This is a genomic window from Mesorhizobium sp. LNJC394B00 (assembly GCF_000502555.1).
Classification (GTDB): Bacteria; Pseudomonadota; Alphaproteobacteria; order Rhizobiales; family Rhizobiaceae; genus Mesorhizobium.
In genome coordinates, this window is the sequence record NZ_AYWH01000004.1 from 255757 (window position 1) to 270141 (window position 14385).

General features: G+C 61.9%; 16 protein-coding genes. 7 read left to right on the plus strand and 9 right to left on the minus strand.

All coding sequences use genetic code 11. From position 1 onward, the window contains the following. Positions 1–17: 17 nt before the first annotated feature. Positions 18–944 carry a LysR family transcriptional regulator gene (locus tag X751_RS146895; protein ID WP_023671024.1) on the plus strand — a complete coding sequence of 309 codons (927 nt, stop codon included), beginning with the start codon at positions 18–20 and terminating at the stop codon, positions 942–944. 33 nt (positions 945–977) lie between these two features. On the opposite strand, the gene tsf is transcribed toward X751_RS146895, so the two are convergent. The 5 genes from tsf to X751_RS146870 form a co-directional block, all read right to left on the minus strand. Continuing rightward, on the minus strand, positions 978–1898 hold the full coding sequence (gene tsf, locus X751_RS146890; protein ID WP_023684688.1) for a translation elongation factor Ts: 921 nt from the start codon (positions 1896–1898) through the stop codon (positions 978–980). Between the two features lie 108 nt (positions 1899–2006). Next, complete coding sequence (gene rpsB, locus X751_RS146885; protein WP_023671022.1) at positions 2007–2795, minus strand: 30S ribosomal protein S2; 789 nt, start codon at positions 2793–2795, stop codon at positions 2007–2009. A 177-nt stretch (positions 2796–2972) separates the two neighbouring features. Then, complete coding sequence (locus X751_RS146880) at positions 2973–3584, minus strand: LysE family translocator (protein WP_023688582.1); 612 nt, start codon at positions 3582–3584, stop codon at positions 2973–2975. Beyond that, the gene (locus tag X751_RS146875; RefSeq protein WP_023671020.1) at positions 3581–3859 is read right to left on the minus strand and encodes a DUF4031 domain-containing protein; all 279 of its coding nucleotides are present in this window, start codon (positions 3857–3859) and stop codon (positions 3581–3583) included. The genes X751_RS146880 and X751_RS146875 overlap by 4 nt, the downstream gene beginning before the upstream one ends. A gap of 44 nt (positions 3860–3903) precedes the next feature. Further along, complete coding sequence (locus X751_RS146870; RefSeq protein ID WP_023745115.1) at positions 3904–4734, minus strand: cell envelope integrity EipB family protein; 831 nt, start codon at positions 4732–4734, stop codon at positions 3904–3906. Positions 4735–4872: 138 nt separating this feature from the next. Between X751_RS146870 and X751_RS146865 the strand changes: the two genes are divergently transcribed. From X751_RS146865 to X751_RS12055, 5 genes are all read left to right on the plus strand, one after another. Further along, the gene (locus X751_RS146865; protein WP_023693441.1) at positions 4873–5337 is read left to right on the plus strand and encodes a RidA family protein; all 465 of its coding nucleotides are present in this window, start codon (positions 4873–4875) and stop codon (positions 5335–5337) included. A 14-nt stretch (positions 5338–5351) separates the two neighbouring features. Further along, entirely contained in the window at positions 5352–6080 is a 729-nt protein-coding gene (locus X751_RS146860; protein WP_023745116.1) for a glycerophosphodiester phosphodiesterase, read from the plus strand. 55 nt (positions 6081–6135) lie between these two features. Then, positions 6136–7350 (plus strand): GNAT family N-acetyltransferase, encoded by a 1215-nt coding sequence (locus tag X751_RS146855; RefSeq protein WP_023745117.1) that lies wholly within the window; start codon positions 6136–6138, stop codon positions 7348–7350. Positions 7351–7446: 96 nt separating this feature from the next. Beyond that, the gene (locus X751_RS146850) at positions 7447–7875 is read left to right on the plus strand and encodes an HIT family protein (protein ID WP_023745118.1); all 429 of its coding nucleotides are present in this window, start codon (positions 7447–7449) and stop codon (positions 7873–7875) included. A 73-nt stretch (positions 7876–7948) separates the two neighbouring features. Further along, positions 7949–9091 (plus strand): phosphatase PAP2 family protein, encoded by a 1143-nt coding sequence (locus X751_RS12055; RefSeq protein WP_245265788.1) that lies wholly within the window; start codon positions 7949–7951, stop codon positions 9089–9091. 99 nt (positions 9092–9190) lie between these two features. Here the strand turns inward: X751_RS12055 and clpA are convergent, their stop codons facing one another. From clpA to X751_RS1000000167015, 4 genes are all read right to left on the minus strand, one after another. Continuing rightward, on the minus strand, positions 9191–11680 hold the full coding sequence (clpA, locus tag X751_RS146845; protein ID WP_023684681.1) for an ATP-dependent Clp protease ATP-binding subunit ClpA: 2490 nt from the start codon (positions 11678–11680) through the stop codon (positions 9191–9193). Between the two features lie 6 nt (positions 11681–11686). Continuing rightward, on the minus strand, positions 11687–12013 hold the full coding sequence (clpS, locus tag X751_RS146840) for an ATP-dependent Clp protease adapter ClpS (protein ID WP_023671012.1): 327 nt from the start codon (positions 12011–12013) through the stop codon (positions 11687–11689). 276 nt (positions 12014–12289) lie between these two features. Beyond that, positions 12290–12619, minus strand: coding sequence for a phasin family protein (locus X751_RS146835; protein WP_023745119.1), 330 nt, complete (start codon positions 12617–12619; stop codon positions 12290–12292). Continuing rightward, the gene (locus X751_RS1000000167015; protein WP_023726657.1) at positions 12616–12891 is read right to left on the minus strand and encodes a hypothetical protein; all 276 of its coding nucleotides are present in this window, start codon (positions 12889–12891) and stop codon (positions 12616–12618) included. The genes X751_RS146835 and X751_RS1000000167015 overlap by 4 nt, the downstream gene beginning before the upstream one ends. 11 nt (positions 12892–12902) lie before the next feature. Here X751_RS1000000167015 and X751_RS146830 point away from each other — a divergent pair, with 11 nt between their 5' ends. Beyond that, positions 12903–14354, plus strand: coding sequence for a D-alanyl-D-alanine carboxypeptidase (locus X751_RS146830; protein ID WP_023745120.1), 1452 nt, complete (start codon positions 12903–12905; stop codon positions 14352–14354). Positions 14355–14385 lie beyond the last annotated feature (31 nt).

Here is a 14385-nt window from a genome sequence, read left to right on the forward strand (position 1 = left end):
TGCGATATCATGCATGAATGGATCGGGATCTGCTCAGTCATTTGCCTGTCATCGTCGCCGTTGCCCGACGCGGCGGCTTTGCGCTAGCTGCGGCAGAACTGGGCATGTCCCCATCCGCCGTCAGCCATGCGGTGCGCCTCGTGGAGGAGCGGATCGGCCAGCCGCTGTTTGCGCGCACCACGCGCAGCGTCTCGCTGACGGAAGCCGGCAAGGCGCTGGTGGACACGGCAGCCCCTGCCCTCCAGGATATCGCCGACCGGATGGACCGCATCCGAGCCATCAAGGGCCGGCCCTCCGGCTTGCTCAGGTTGAACGTTCCCAACATCGCCGTTCCACTTGCCGTCACTCCCGTGGCCGCCGCGATGGCTGAACGCTATCCTGATGTGACCATCGAATTGCTCACCGACCAGGGGCTGGTGGACATTGTCGGCGAGGGTTTTGATGCCGGCATCCGGCTGGGCGAGATGATCGCACAGGACATGGTCACGGTCCGGCTGACGCCGCCATTCAACGCCGTGATCGTCGCCTCCCCCGCCTATGTCGGCCGGCATGGCCGTCCGCGCGGTGTGGCGGATCTTTCGGACCACAATTGCATCGGCTACCGGCTTGTGCGCTCCGGCGCACTCTATCGCTGGGACCTGACTGAGGACGGCAAGGATGTCGTGGCCGAGACGAAGGGTACGGTCATCGTCACCGATTCGCTGGCCGCGATCGACCTTGCGCTTGCCGGCGTCGGGCTGACCTATGTGTTCGAGCCGCTGGTGCGCGCGGAATTGGCCGCCGGCCGCCTCGTTCAGATCCTGCCGCAAACGGCGATCGAGGAGCCCGGCCTCTTCCTCTACTTCCCGCGCAGGGCGTCGATGGCGCCAAAGCTCAGGGCCTTCATCGACACCGCACAAGAAATTGGCCGAGCATCCTTGCGGACACCCGGCCGAGTTGCCTGAGCTGAGAAGCCCTTTTCGGGGCTATTTTTAAAACTACTTCTTCACCGCCGCCGCGACTTCCGCCGCGAAATCGGTCTCTTCCTTTTCGATGCCTTCGCCCAGCGCAAAGCGCAGATAGGCGGAGATCTTGGCCGGAGCGCCGATGTCCTTCTCGGCATCCTTCAGCGCCTGCTCGACAGTGATGTCGGGATTGAGCACGAAGGCCTGCTTGAGGAGCACGACTTCCTCGTAGAACTTGCGCAGGCGGCCTTCGACCATCTTTTCGATGATCGCTTCCGGCTTGCCGGACTGGCGCGCCTGGTCGGCGAAGATCGCCTTCTCGCGCTCGACCGCTGCCGGATCGATCTGCTCGGCGGTCAACGCCAGCGGGTTGGTGGCGGCGACATGCATGGCGACCTGGCGGCCAAAGGCGTTGGCGGCATGCTCATTGCCCGTGGTCTCGATCGCGACCAGAACGCCGAGCTTGCCAAGACCATCGGCAACCGCATTGTGGACGTAGGTTGCGACAGCACCGTGCGGGACGGTGAGCTTGGCCGAACGGCGGAAGCTCATGTTCTCGCCAATGGTGCCAACGGCGTCCTTGATGGTGTCAGTGACCGACTTGTCCGAACCCGGATACTTTGCGGCAGAGACAGCCTCCGTCGTGCCATAAGCAAGCGCGACCTTGGCGACATTGCGAACGATCTCCTGGAACTGCTCGTTGCGGGCCACGAAATCGGTCTCGGAGTTAACCTCGACGATGGCGGCCTCGCGGACGCCGGAGTCGACGCCGATCAGGCCTTCGGCGGCAGTACGGCCAGCCTTCTTGTCGGCCTTGGAAATGCCCTTCTTGCGCAGCCAGTCGACGGCCTCTTCGATGTTGCCGTTGGTCTCCGTCAACGCCGCCTTGCAGTCCATCATGCCCGCGCCGGTCAAGTCGCGGAGTTCTTTGACCTGTGCAGCCGAAATGCTCATTGTCGCCTCTTTGTTTTAAATGCACCGACGCACCACCGGTACTCGATGATGCGTCCGTCTAGCGTGCCAAATATGAGAATGATGAAGGCCGCAACCGGCCTTCGATTGTCAAGCTTCCGGAGCGTCCGCAGCCGGGGCCGGAGCCGGATCAAGCGCCGGTTCGACCGGAGCTTCGACCGAGGCGCCGATGTCGACGCCGAGCGCGCCCTGCTGGCGGGCGATGCCGTCGATGGCAGCCTTGGCGATCAGGTCGCAATAGAGCTGGATGGCGCGCGCCGCGTCGTCATTACCGGGGATCGGGAAGTCGATCTTGTCCGGATCGCAGTTCGAATCGATGATGGCAACGACCGGAATGCCGAGGCGCTTGGCCTCGAGAATGGCGATCGCTTCCTTGTTGGTGTCGATGACGAACATCAGGTCGGGGGTCGAGCCCATGTCCTTGATACCGCCGAGCGCCTTGTCGAGCTTCTCGCGCTCGCGGTCGAGGTTCAGGCGTTCCTTCTTGGTCAGGCCCTGGGCCTCACCGGCCAGCATCTCGTCGAGCTTGCGCAGGCGCTGGATCGAATTCGAGATCGTCTTCCAGTTGGTCAGCATGCCGCCGAGCCAACGCGAGTTGACATAGTATTGGGCCGAACGCTGTGCGGCGTCGGCGACGATGTCGGACGCCTGGCGCTTGGTGCCGACGAACAGCACGCGGCCGCCCTTGGCAACGGTGTCGGAAACCTGCTTCAGAGCCTGGTGCAGCAAAGGCACCGTCTGCGACAGGTCGATGATGTGGATGTTGTTGCGGGCGCCGTAGATGTAAGGCGCCATCTTCGGGTTCCAGCGGTGGGTCTGGTGGCCGAAGTGAATGCCAGCTTCCAAAAGCTGGCGCATGCTGAAATCAGGCAGTGCCATTCTTAGTTCCTTTTCCGGTTAGCCTCCACGGACACAGGCATTTTTGGACTTTGTCCTCGAACGCCACCGGAGGTTTCAGCCGGATTTCTCCCGGGCAGACACCAAAGTCCGTGTGTGGAATGAGCGCGCATATAGAGGGGAAGCGCTGCAAACGCAAGCGGTGAGGTGCTTCATCGCTCAGCGTGCGGCAATCAGCGCTCCGGTGCCGATCATGGCGCTGCCGGCGAACCGGTTAATCAGCCGCATGCGTTCGGGCGTCCTGAACCAGCCGGATGCCCTGCCCGCCAGCGCGGCGTAGATGCCCATGGTGAGAATATTGGCGCCGACGACGACTGCCACCACCAGCAGGCCGTCGGCAAACGTCATGGTGTCGAGGTTGAGGATCAGCGGCATGATCGAGGCGTGGAACAGGATCGCCTTCGGGTTGCCGAGCGCCACGGAGGCGCCAAGCAGGAACGAACGCGACAATCCGGTTTGGGGGATTCCTTGCGCGGCCGATTGCGCGGCCGCGGCCCGCCACATCTTGATGCCGAGGAAAATCAGGTAGGCCGCACCGGCGTATTTCAACAGGAGAAACACCCATTCGAAGGTCTGGGCCAGCGCCACCAGCCCGAGCAGTGCCAGGGTGACCAGCACGGCATCGCCGGCGGCAATGCCCATTCCGGCGACGAACGCACGCAGGAAGCCGCGTGCCACGCCGTTGGTGATCACCGTGAACATCGCCGGTCCCGGCGTGGCGGCGGCAAGTGTGATGGCAAGGCAATAAGCCAGGAATGCCGTTAGCGTCACGATCGGCCCTTTCCGTTGGGTACCCGTACGCGCCTGAAGATCGCAACGATCTCCTCGCGGCTGCATTCGATGGCGCCGAGCCGCACCGCCCGGTCGCGCTCGAAGCCGGTTATGTCATAGTGCGGCGCCGATGTCCTGGGCGGCCCCTGGTAGGACGAACGCTTGACGCCAAGCTCGGCGGCGAAACGATGCAGTTCGTCCGTATCGTCGGCCATCAGGTGGCACCAGCGATGGCCGGCCCATTTCCAGATCGCCGCATCGACATAGACCGCCATCGGGAACTGCCATCAAGCCTGCCGTGGCCAGCGCCGCATTGTTGCTATCTCGAGACCGGGCAAGGCTTGGTCTGATCGAACAGCGACAGGTTGACCAGCTTTCCGGTCATCGAGAACTCGCCATAGTCCATTGTGAGGTCGCGGGTGATGCCGTTCTCGTGCAGCTTGAAGCTGATGCGGTATTCCGGCACCTCTTCGCCCGATTTGTCGGTCTCGTCGAAATAGGCGATGTCGACCGGCCAGTATTTGTCGCCGGCAAGTCTGGCCAGCGCCGGCGCTTCGGGGTCGGCCTTGTCGCCCTCGGCCTTCTTGCCGACGATGACGGTGGTGGTCATCACCTTGTTGGCATCCTCCGAACCGTCGAACAGGCTGGTTTCGTAGAAATTCTCGCCCTTCTCGGCCTTGCCGATCAGTTCGACCAGATGCTGGGTCGGGAACTGGGTGGCGGCGAGTTCGAGGCTGTTCTTCTCGGGCTTGTCGATATCGACCTTGAGGCCCTTGGTCTCTTTTGTGGCGGTGCCTTTGACCTCCTTGTCTAGGTTCTGGTCGACGAAGGATTTGGTCACGAACGAGAAGGTCTTGCCTTCGGCGTCCTCGAACGTGGTCGTCTGCTGGTCGGTCAGCCTGGTGTTGTCGCCGGTGGCGATCTGGGTGACGAAACGGAATTTTACCGTATAGCCCTCGCAGGGCGAGCCGTTGAACTCATAGACCATGCGGCCGGAAATCCCGGTGATGCCCGAGCGGTCCGACGCCTTGTCGAGGGTAAGATCGTAGACGGCGCGATGCGCCTGCAGCGCCGGCACGGCAAAGGCTGGAGCCATCGAGAACAGCACCGGAAAGAGAACGGCGTGGAAGGCAAGGCGCGTTGCGCGCATAAGGGGCTCCGATCGTCGCAGCTGATGGCAGGCAGCAGGTAAAGATGGTCCAGCTTAAAAAAAGTCGTGGCGGAAGCGAGGCAAAAATAGCAATTTCGGCCCGGCCAGCGCGGCGTCTCCAAGCAATAGGGAAATACGATGAGTGAAACAATCGAAAAGCGGCTAAGCGATCTCGGCGTGACGATACCTGCCGCCGCAGCGCCCGCCGCGAACTATGTGCCCTATTGCAGGTCCGGCAATCTTTTGTTCACCGCCGGGCAGTTGCCGCTCAAGGACGGCAAGCTGCAGGCAAGCGGCCTGCTCGGCCGCGACGTCGACACGGCAACCGGCAAGGAAGGCGCAAAGTACTGTGCAATCAACATCTTGGCCCAGGCAAAAGCAGCACTTGGCGATCTCGAAAAAATCCAGCGTTTGGTCAAGATTACCGTGTTTGTTGCATCAGTGCCGGATTTCGTCGAGCAGCATCTGGTCGCCAATGGCGCCTCCGATTTCCTGGTCGCGGCCCTTGGCGAGCGCGGCAAGCATGCCCGCTCCGCCGTCGGCACCGCCTGTCTGCCGCTTAATGCCGCAGTGGAAATCGAAGCCGTCTTCGAGGTCGCATGAGCAGGACCAAGACAATGACCGACCTTTCCTGGCTGACCGCCCGCCCGGTGGCGCATCGCGGCTTTCACGACATGAACAAGACGCGCTGGGAAAACACGCTGTCGGCCTTCGCTGCTGCCGCCGAGCGCGGCTATGCGATCGAATGCGACGTGCATTTGTCGTCCGACCGCGTCCCCGTCATCATTCATGACGGCGATCTCAGGCGGTTGACCGGCCAGGACGGCTTCGTCTGGCAGCGCACGGCAGCGGAACTGGCGGCGCTCAGCATCGGCGGCACCAAGGACCATGTGCCGACACTTCAGGAGGTGCTCGACCTGGTCGACGGCCGCGTGCCTCTGGTGGTCGAATTGAAGGGCGTGCCCGGCTACGACGAGGGCCTGGTGGCGAGCGTCGGCAAGATGCTGGAGCGCTACAAGGGCAAGGCGGCGATCATGTCGTTCGACCACTGGCTGGTCCGCGATTTCCCCAGGGATGCGCCAGGAATTCCGGGCGGGCTCACGGCCTATGGCAAGGACAACCAGTTGATCGAGGCGCATTTCGCCATGCTGGCGCATGACCTCGCCTTCACCTCCTATGCCGCGGGCGATCTGCCGAACCCGTTCGTCAGCTTCGTGCGCGAAAGGCTTAAAATGCCTGTCATCACCTGGACGGTGCATGACCAGCCGGCGGTGGATCTCACCTTCAAATACGCCGACCAGATGACGTTCGAAGGGTTCGAACCCGATCTGGTCAAAGTCGCCTGATGGGAGTGCCTGAAACGTGACTTGTAGCGGCCCCGACAGAGCTTAAATAAGCCTCATGGATCAGGGTGACGAAGGCGATGGGCAAACGGCGAATGCGGAGTTCTCCATCCGCGTCGCCGCCGGCATCAATGCCTTCACATGCGACGAGTGGAACGGCTTTACCGGCACAACCCGCAGCGACACAGAAAACGGCTATAACCCTCTCGTTTCATATGCTTTTCTGAGCGCGCTTGAAGATTCCGGCTGCGCCGTGCGGCGCACCGGCTGGCAAGGTCATCATCTCAGACTGGAAAATGCCCAAGGCAGATTGCTGGGCGCCGTGCCCTGCTATCTCAAATCGCACAGCCAGGGCGAATATGTCTTCGACCACGGCTGGTCCGATGCGTTCGAACGCGCCGGCGGCAACTACTATCCGAAACTGCAATGCGCCGTGCCGTTCTCTCCGGTCACCGGCCCTCGCCTGCTGGTCAGCAAGGGCGAGGACAGCGCCATTGTGAAGGCCGGTCTCGCAGCGGGCCTGAAGGCGGTGACGGAAAAGCTCGGCGTGTCCTCCGCGCATGTCACCTTCGCCAATGAAAGCGACGTTGCAACGCTGGAAGCAGCCGGCTTCCTGCACCGCACCGACCAGCAGTTCCATTTCTTCAACGAAGGCTTTTCGACCTATGACGACTTTCTCGCCACGCTGGCATCGCGCAAGCGCAAGGCGATGAAGAAGGAGCGCCGCGAGGCGCTCGCCAACGGTATCTCGATCGACCGGCTGACCGGCAAGGACCTGACCGAAAAGGCGTGGGACGATTTCTTCGCCTTCTATATGGATACCGGCAGCCGCAAATGGGGCCGGCCCTATCTCAACCGCAAGTTCTTCTCGCTGATCGGCGAGCGCATGTCCCAGGACATCCTGTTGATCATGGCCAAGCGCAATGGCCGCTATGTCGCCGGCGCCATCAACTTCATCGGCTCCGATGCGCTCTACGGCCGCAATTGGGGCTGCATCGAGGACCACCCGTTCCTGCATTTCGAAGTCTGCTACCATCAGGCCATCGACTTCGCCATCGAGCGCAAGCTGAAGGTGATCGAGGCCGGCGCGCAGGGTGAGCACAAACTGGCGCGCGGCTATCGTCCCGTGACCATGCATTCGGCGCACTACATCGCACATCCCGGCCTGCGCAATGCTGTGGCCGATTATCTCCGGCGTGAGCGGCGCGAGGTCGAGCGGATGGGCGAAATTCTGGAAGAGCATACGCCGTTCCGCAAGGATCTTGAGGAATAGCGATCCGCGCCTGCCCTCGCCTGACCATCTTACCTGACCATCTTGCCGGTCCGGGACAGCTTCGCTACACCGGGAGCATACTCCCGGAGCGCCGCCATGACCGAGGCCTACGACCCCAGCAATATCTTCGCAAAGATCCTGCGCGGCGAAATCCCCTCGCACCGCATCTACGAGGATGATGCCGTGGTCGCCTTCATGGATGTGATGCCGCAAGGCCCCGGTCACACGCTGGTGGTGCCCAAAGCACCGTCGCGCAATCTGCTCGATGCCGATCCCGCGACGCTCGGCCGGCTGTTCACCACGGTCCAAACGGTCGCGCTGGCGGTCAAAAAGGCTTTCGGCGCTGACGGGGTCACCATCCTGCAGTTCAACGAACCGGCGTCCGGCCAGACCGTCTACCACCTACATGTCCATGTCATCCCGCGGTTCGAAGGCATCGCGCTCAAGCCGCATACGGGGCAGATGGAGAAGCCCGAAGTGCTGACGGAGAACGCGGCCAGGATCCGAGCAGCGCTGAACGGTTGAGGTGGCGCGCGCCTCAGGGAGATGCGCTCAGCCACAATCCACCACGTCGGTTAGGAAAATATCAAACCACGCTGTGATAACGTGCTCCGTACCGGGATGCGTTTGGGTTTTCAAAATCGTGGAACATTCGGTTGCGACATCAGAGCCGTTGGTAAAAGCAGCTGCCGGGCGGGCCTTTCTGCGCACCTTGGCGGACGCGTACCGGCGACACCGCCTGCTGCACGCGATGGCCATCGCTGCCCTGCTTTTGGCAGCCGCGGTCGGCCTGCGCACCGGAAACATGCCGGATTTCGGCGTGCTGGAAGACTATTCCCAATACCTTCTTTTCGCTTTCTGGATCGGTGGCTGCGCCTTCGCACTCGGCAGCTTTTTTCACCTTGCACTCATCAAGCGGGATCCTGAGCCGCTCGGCACTTTTCTGCGATCGATCGGCGGCGTCTTCGGCGACGCCGAGCGCAACGCCAACAGCCTGAATGGTCTGGCCGCGTGCATTGCGCTCATATCCGCTTTCGGTGTGTTGAAAGGCGCGGTCGCGATCCTTTCGCCATTCGCATGGGATCACGCATTGGCTCAGGCCGACCGGGTGCTGCATTTCGGCCGAGCGCCCCATGAATGGCTATGGTTTATCGTCCAGTCGCCGCTCGCCGTAAGATCGTTCAACCTGGCTTACAATTCCTGGTTCGTCGTCCTTATCGCCTCGGTCTTCATCGCTTGCATCACGCGCAGGGACACGAAGCTGCGTCACCAGTTCCTGATGAGCTTCATGCTCGTGTGGATACTGGCGGGTTTTTTCCTGGCGATGGGCCTGTCTTCGGCAGGGCCGTGCTTTTACGAGCGACTGGGGCTGGGCAGCGACTATCATTCCCTGATGCAAGCACTCGCCGCCGCCGATCGCATCTATCCGATCTGGGCGCTCAGCACGCAGGACATTGTGTGGAGCGGCTATATCGGGGCGACGCCAGGCAGTCTCGGCATATCCGCCTTCCCGTCCATGCATGTAGCGATGGCGGTGCTTTTCGCGCTTTATGCAACACGCCGCTCACGGTTGGCCGGCCTTTTGATGTGGGCATTCGCCGCAATCATCATGGTCGGCTCGGTCGTCCTTGGCTGGCATTATGCCGTGGATGGCTATGCGAGCGTTCTGATTTCGATCGCCATCTGGAAGGCGTGCGGGTACTTCCTGGGCAAGTTTGCACCCGAGGGCGTCGCCGCCTGACCTAACAACATCTGCCCTGAAAAGCAGGGGCGCTGTGTCGGCAAACCGGCCAGCCAATGAAAAAAGGGCCCGTGACCGGGCCCTTCATAGGCGAACCTTTCAGCTCTTGCGCGGCAGTTGCGGCACCAGGCTGCGCTTGCCGCCATCCTTGCCCTTGGGCTCAGGCTCGTCCTTGCCCTTGGGCTGAGGCTTCTGCGCCACCGCCTTCTTGGCGACGGGCTTCTTGGCCACCGCCTTGCGGGCTTTCGGCGTCTCTTCCGGCTCCTGCTTCGGCTGCACCGGGGCTTCGTCGGCCAGCGATTCGAGCTTCAGGCCGGTTTCGCCGGTTTCCTTCTTCTCGACGGTGACGCGCACCGTGCCGCCCTTCTTGAGCTTGCCGAACAGCACCTCGTCGGCCAACGGCTTCTTGATGTGCTCCTGGATGACCCGGCCGAGCGGCCGCGCACCCATGCGCTCATCATAGCCCTTGTCGGCCAGCCAGGCGATCGCGTCGGACGACAGGTCGAAGGTGACGCCCCGCTCGGAGAGCTGGGCCTCGAGCTGCATGACGAACTTCTGCACCACCTGATGGATGACCGGCACCGGCAGCGAGCCGAACGGGATGATCGCATCGAGACGGTTGCGGAACTCCGGCGTGAACAACCGGTTGATGGCCTCGACATCGTCGCCTTCGCGCTTGGTCGATCCGAAACCGATCGCCGCGCGCTGCGCATCGGATGCGCCCGCATTGGTGGTCATGATAAGGATGACATTGCGGAAGTCGATCTGCTTGCCGTTGTGGTCGGTCAGCTTGCCGTGGTCCATGACCTGCAACAGGATGTTGAACAGGTCCGGATGCGCCTTCTCGACTTCATCCAGCAAGAGCACGCAGTGCGGATGCTGGTCGACCCCGTCGGTCAACAAGCCGCCCTGGTCGAAGCCGACATAGCCGGGAGGCGCGCCGATCAACCGCGAGACGGTGTGGCGTTCCATATATTCCGACATGTCGAAGCGGATCAGCTCGACGCCGAGCGAGGCAGCCAACTGCTTGGCGACTTCGGTCTTGCCGACGCCGGTCGGGCCTGAGAACAGGTAGGAGCCGATCGGCTTTTCCGGTTCGCGCAGGCCGGCACGCGCCAGCTTGATCGCCGAGGTCAGCGCGGTGATGGCGGTGTCCTGGCCATAGACGACGCGCTTCAGCTCGATGTCGAGGCCTTGCAGCACCTTCTCGTCGTCTGCCGAAACCGTCTTCGGCGGGATGCGGGCCATCGTGGCGATCGTGGCTTCGATCTCCTTGATGCCGATCGTCTTCTTGCGCTTGGCTTCCGGCACCAGCATCTGCGAGGCGCCCGTCTCGTCGATCACGTCGATCGCCTTGTCCGGCAGCTTGCGGTCGTTGATGTAGCGGGCCGACAGTTCCACCGAAGCCTTGATCGCCTCGTTGGTGAACTTCACCTTGTGGAATTCCTCATAATAGGGTTTGAGGCCCTTCATGATCTCGATGGCGTCCTCGATGGTCGGCTCGTTGACGTCGATCTTCTGGAAGCGCCGCACCAGAGCGCGGTCCTTCTCGAAGAACTGGCGGAACTCCTTGTAAGTGGTCGAGCCGATGCAGCGGATGGCACCCGAAGACAGCGCCGGCTTCAACAGGTTCGACGCATCCATCGCGCCGCCGGACGTCGCACCGGCGCCGATGACGGTGTGGATCTCGTCGATGAACAGCACGGCGCCGGGATAATCCTCTAGCTCCTTGACGACCTGCTTCAGCCGCTCTTCGAAATCGCCACGGTAGCGGGTGCCGGCCAGAAGCGTGCCCATGTCGAGCGCGAAAATGGTGGCGTCCTGCAGCACTTCGGGCACGTCGCCTTCGACGATGCGCTTGGCCAGGCCTTCGGCAATCGCCGTCTTGCCGACGCCGGGATCGCCGACATAGAGCGGGTTGTTCTTGGAGCGGCGGCACAGCACCTGGATGGTGCGGTTGATTTCGCTCTCGCGGCCGATCAGCGGATCGATCTTGCCGGCCTTGGCCTTGTTGTTGAGGTTGACGCAATAAGCCGTCAGCGCATCCTGCTGCTGCTTCTTCTTGCCGCCTTCCTCCTGCGGCTCGGCGCCGTTCTGGCCGCCCTGCTCGTCATCGGCGCCGCGCGGCGAGCGCGTCTCCGATGCGCCGGGGCGCTTGGCGATGCCGTGCGAGATGTAGTTGACCGCGTCGTAGCGGGTCATCTGCTGTTCCTGCAGGAAATAAGCGGCATGGCTCTCGCGCTCGGCAAAGATGGCGACGAGCACGTTGGCGCCGGATACTTCCTCGCGGCCCGACGACTGCACATGGATCACCGCGCGCTGGATGACGCGCTGGAAGCCGGCGGTCGGCTTGGAATCCTCATCGTAGCCGGTGACGAGATTATCGAGCTCGGTGTCGATATAGGTCAGAACGGTGTGCTTCAGCTCGTCGAGATCGACGTTGCAGGCGCGCATGACGGCGGCCGCCTCCGTGTCGTCGATGAGGGCGAGCAGCAGATGTTCTAGGGTTGCATATTCATGGTGCCGCTCATTGGCGAGCGTCAGCGCCTGGTGAAGCGCCTTTTCCAGGCCTTGGGAGAAAGCCGGCATGTTACCTCACTTCTTCTCCATCACGCATTGCAGCGGATGCTGATTCTGTCGGGCGAAATCCATGACCTGAGACACTTTGGTCTCGGCCACCTCGAATGTATAGACCCCGCACTCTCCCACCCCATGATTGTGAACATGAAGCATGATGCGTGTGGCGGCTTCGCGGTCCTTTTGAAAAAAACGCTCCAGGACGTGAACCACGAACTCCATGGGCGTGTAGTCGTCGTTGAGGATGAGGACCCTGTAAAGGCTGGGCTTCTTGGTCTTGGTCTTCGTGCGCGTAATGACGGCTGTGCCGCGACCGGCCTCATTGCCGTCGCCGTCACTTTGCATCCGCACCACGCTTGTCGTGGCAGTCAAACCTGAAGTCACGTAGTCCTGCCTCTTTCGAATCCCCATGCGAGTTCGATATGTAGGTGTTCGATGGACGATTTTAAGCCCTTCTTGTTAGCTGACAATATGGCTAGGTGGGCAAACCGAGGGGATTTTCAAAATCGTGAACTGCCAAAGCCCCGGAATTGAAACCGGCATGAAAAAACCCGGCCGCGCATCCGCGACCGGGTCTGTTTTGCAAGCCCGAAAGGCCGTGCCTGGTATTCTCGAGCGAAATTACTTCGCCTTGGCGACAATCGATTCGAAGGGCTTGTAAGCCTCCTTGGCGAGATCGGCATAGAGATCGCCGAACTTGGTCGCCTCGGCAACGAAGCTCTCATAGCTCTGCTTGGCGAAGTCGGACTGGATCTCGACCGCATTTTCCAGCGACTTGGCGGAGAACAGCTTTTCGACCGCGGCGCTGCCGGCTTCGAAGCTCTTCTTGGTGTATTCGCCAGCTTCAGCGGCGATCGCCTGCGCCCCCTTGGAGAGCGAGGTGAAGCTCTTCAATCCGGTATCGGCAAACTCCTTGCCGTATTTCGAGAAGTCCTCGTAGGTCTGGGTCATTTGACGTTTCCCTTGGCGTTTTGAAGCGCCCTTGCCTGAGCGCGATTGTGCAATGCACGAGAATATATTGTGCGCTGCACAAAAGTCAAGATTTCAGCGGCATCAGGCCGCGCTGCGCCGGCAACAGCTAAAATTCGAATAAAGAAAGGCTCAAGCCCGAGGAAAATGGTGAACGCGCCGGTTACCATAAACGGATTGGTAACGCTGGCCGCGATAGTTTGACGACAAGTGAGGTCGGATCCCTTTGCCGCCTCCAGGGCAATGAGTTTCAAAGGAACTATCAGTGCGTCAGGCGTTGTCGGTCTTCGGTTCAAAATCCGCATCTTCCCTCAAAACGATCATGATCCTCGCTTTGGCGATGTCATTTGTCGTTGCGGATGCCGCGTCCTCGATGGCCGCCAGGTCTTCGGCGATCGTCGTCGACGCCAAGACCGGCAAGGTGCTTTATTCGTCCGATGCCAACGGCCGGCGCTACCCGGCCTCGCTGACCAAGATGATGACGCTCTATCTGACCTTCGAGGCCATGGCGAAGGGCCGGATCAGCAGGAACACGCCCGTGCCGTTCTCGGCCAAAGCGGCGGCCGAACCGCCGACCAAGCTCGGCGTCAAGGCGGGCGGAGCGGTTTCGGTCGAGACCGCCATCCTGTCGATGGTGACCAAGTCGGCCAATGATTCGGCGACCGCGCTCGGCGAACTGCTCGGCGGCAGCGAAAGCAATTTCGCCCGCATGATGACCGCCAAGGCGCGCGCGCTCGGCATGGACGGCACCGTGTTTCGCAATGCCAACGGCCTGCCCGATCCCGGCCAGTTCACAACCGCCCACGACATGGCGATGCTCGGCATAGCGCTCAGGGAACATTATCCGCAGTATTACGGCTATTTCTCGCAGCGCTCCTTCCTTTACGGCCGCCAGCGCATCAATGGCCACAACCGTCTGCTCGGCCGCATCAAGGGCGTCGACGGCATCAAGACCGGCTATACCCGCGCCTCCGGCTTCAACCTCGTCTCGTCGGTTTCGGATGGCAACCGCCGCCTCGTCGCCGTCGTCATGGGCGGCACTTCGGGGCGCAGCCGCGACAACCAGATGGCCGGCCTGATCAACGCCTACATGCCGCGCGCATCGACCCGCGGCGGCGGCGCCCTGGTCGCCAAGGCCGGCGGCGACAATCCGGTCAAGGCGCTGGCCAAGGTCTTCCTGCCCAAGCATGACGCGCCGACGCCGGATGGCAAGCCGATCGTTGAAGACGATGCCGTAGCGTCCAATGACGATCCGACATCCGCTGACGAGCAGTCTGCTGAAGGCCAGTCTGCCGACGAACAGACGGTGGCCGCGGTCGAAGAGCCCGCCCCCGTCGTCAAGACCAGGAAGGTCAAGACCGTCATCGTGACGGCGCCGAAGGTCGAAACTGCGCAGATTGTGGCTGCCTATGCCGAACCCACGCCTGTATCCCCACAGGCGGTCGACCCGGTCAACACGGCCTCGGTGCCGGCTGGTTGGGCGGTGCAGGTAGCGTCGTCGCCCAAGCAGTCCGAAGCCCAGGCTTTCCTCGACAAGACCGCCAAGCAGGCGCCCAAGGTTCTTGGGGCTGCTTCCGGTTTCACCGTCGCCTTCGAAAAGGATGGCGAGACCTATTACCGCGCCCGGTTCGGCGGCTTCCGCTCGAAGGACGCGGCCTGGAATGCCTGCAATGCCCTGAAGAAAAAGAAAATCGCCTGCTACGCCGTCCAACAGTAGGGCGGCGTCGGAACCATCTCCCGGAAATTTA

Coding starts and splice junctions, on each gene's coding strand:
- X751_RS146835 (WP_023745119.1), bottom strand. CDS start 12,619: ATGACCCAGACCTACGAGGACTTCTCGAAATACGGCAAGGAGTTTGCC.
- clpA (WP_023684681.1), bottom strand. CDS start 11,680: ATGCCGGCTTTCTCCCAAGGCCTGGAAAAGGCGCTTCACCAGGCGCTG.
- X751_RS146860 (WP_023745116.1), top strand. CDS start 5,352: ATGACCGACCTTTCCTGGCTGACCGCCCGCCCGGTGGCGCATCGCGGC.
- clpS (WP_023671012.1), bottom strand. CDS start 12,013: ATGCAAAGTGACGGCGACGGCAATGAGGCCGGTCGCGGCACAGCCGTC.
- X751_RS146895 (WP_023671024.1), top strand. CDS start 18: ATGGATCGGGATCTGCTCAGTCATTTGCCTGTCATCGTCGCCGTTGCC.
- X751_RS146875 (WP_023671020.1), bottom strand. CDS start 3,859: ATGGCGGTCTATGTCGATGCGGCGATCTGGAAATGGGCCGGCCATCGC.
- tsf (WP_023684688.1), bottom strand. CDS start 1,898: ATGAGCATTTCGGCTGCACAGGTCAAAGAACTCCGCGACTTGACCGGC.
- X751_RS146855 (WP_023745117.1), top strand. CDS start 6,136: ATGGATCAGGGTGACGAAGGCGATGGGCAAACGGCGAATGCGGAGTTC.
- X751_RS146865 (WP_023693441.1), top strand. CDS start 4,873: ATGAGTGAAACAATCGAAAAGCGGCTAAGCGATCTCGGCGTGACGATA.
- X751_RS146850 (WP_023745118.1), top strand. CDS start 7,447: ATGACCGAGGCCTACGACCCCAGCAATATCTTCGCAAAGATCCTGCGC.
- rpsB (WP_023671022.1), bottom strand. CDS start 2,795: ATGGCACTGCCTGATTTCAGCATGCGCCAGCTTTTGGAAGCTGGCATT.
- X751_RS146870 (WP_023745115.1), bottom strand. CDS start 4,734: ATGCGCGCAACGCGCCTTGCCTTCCACGCCGTTCTCTTTCCGGTGCTG.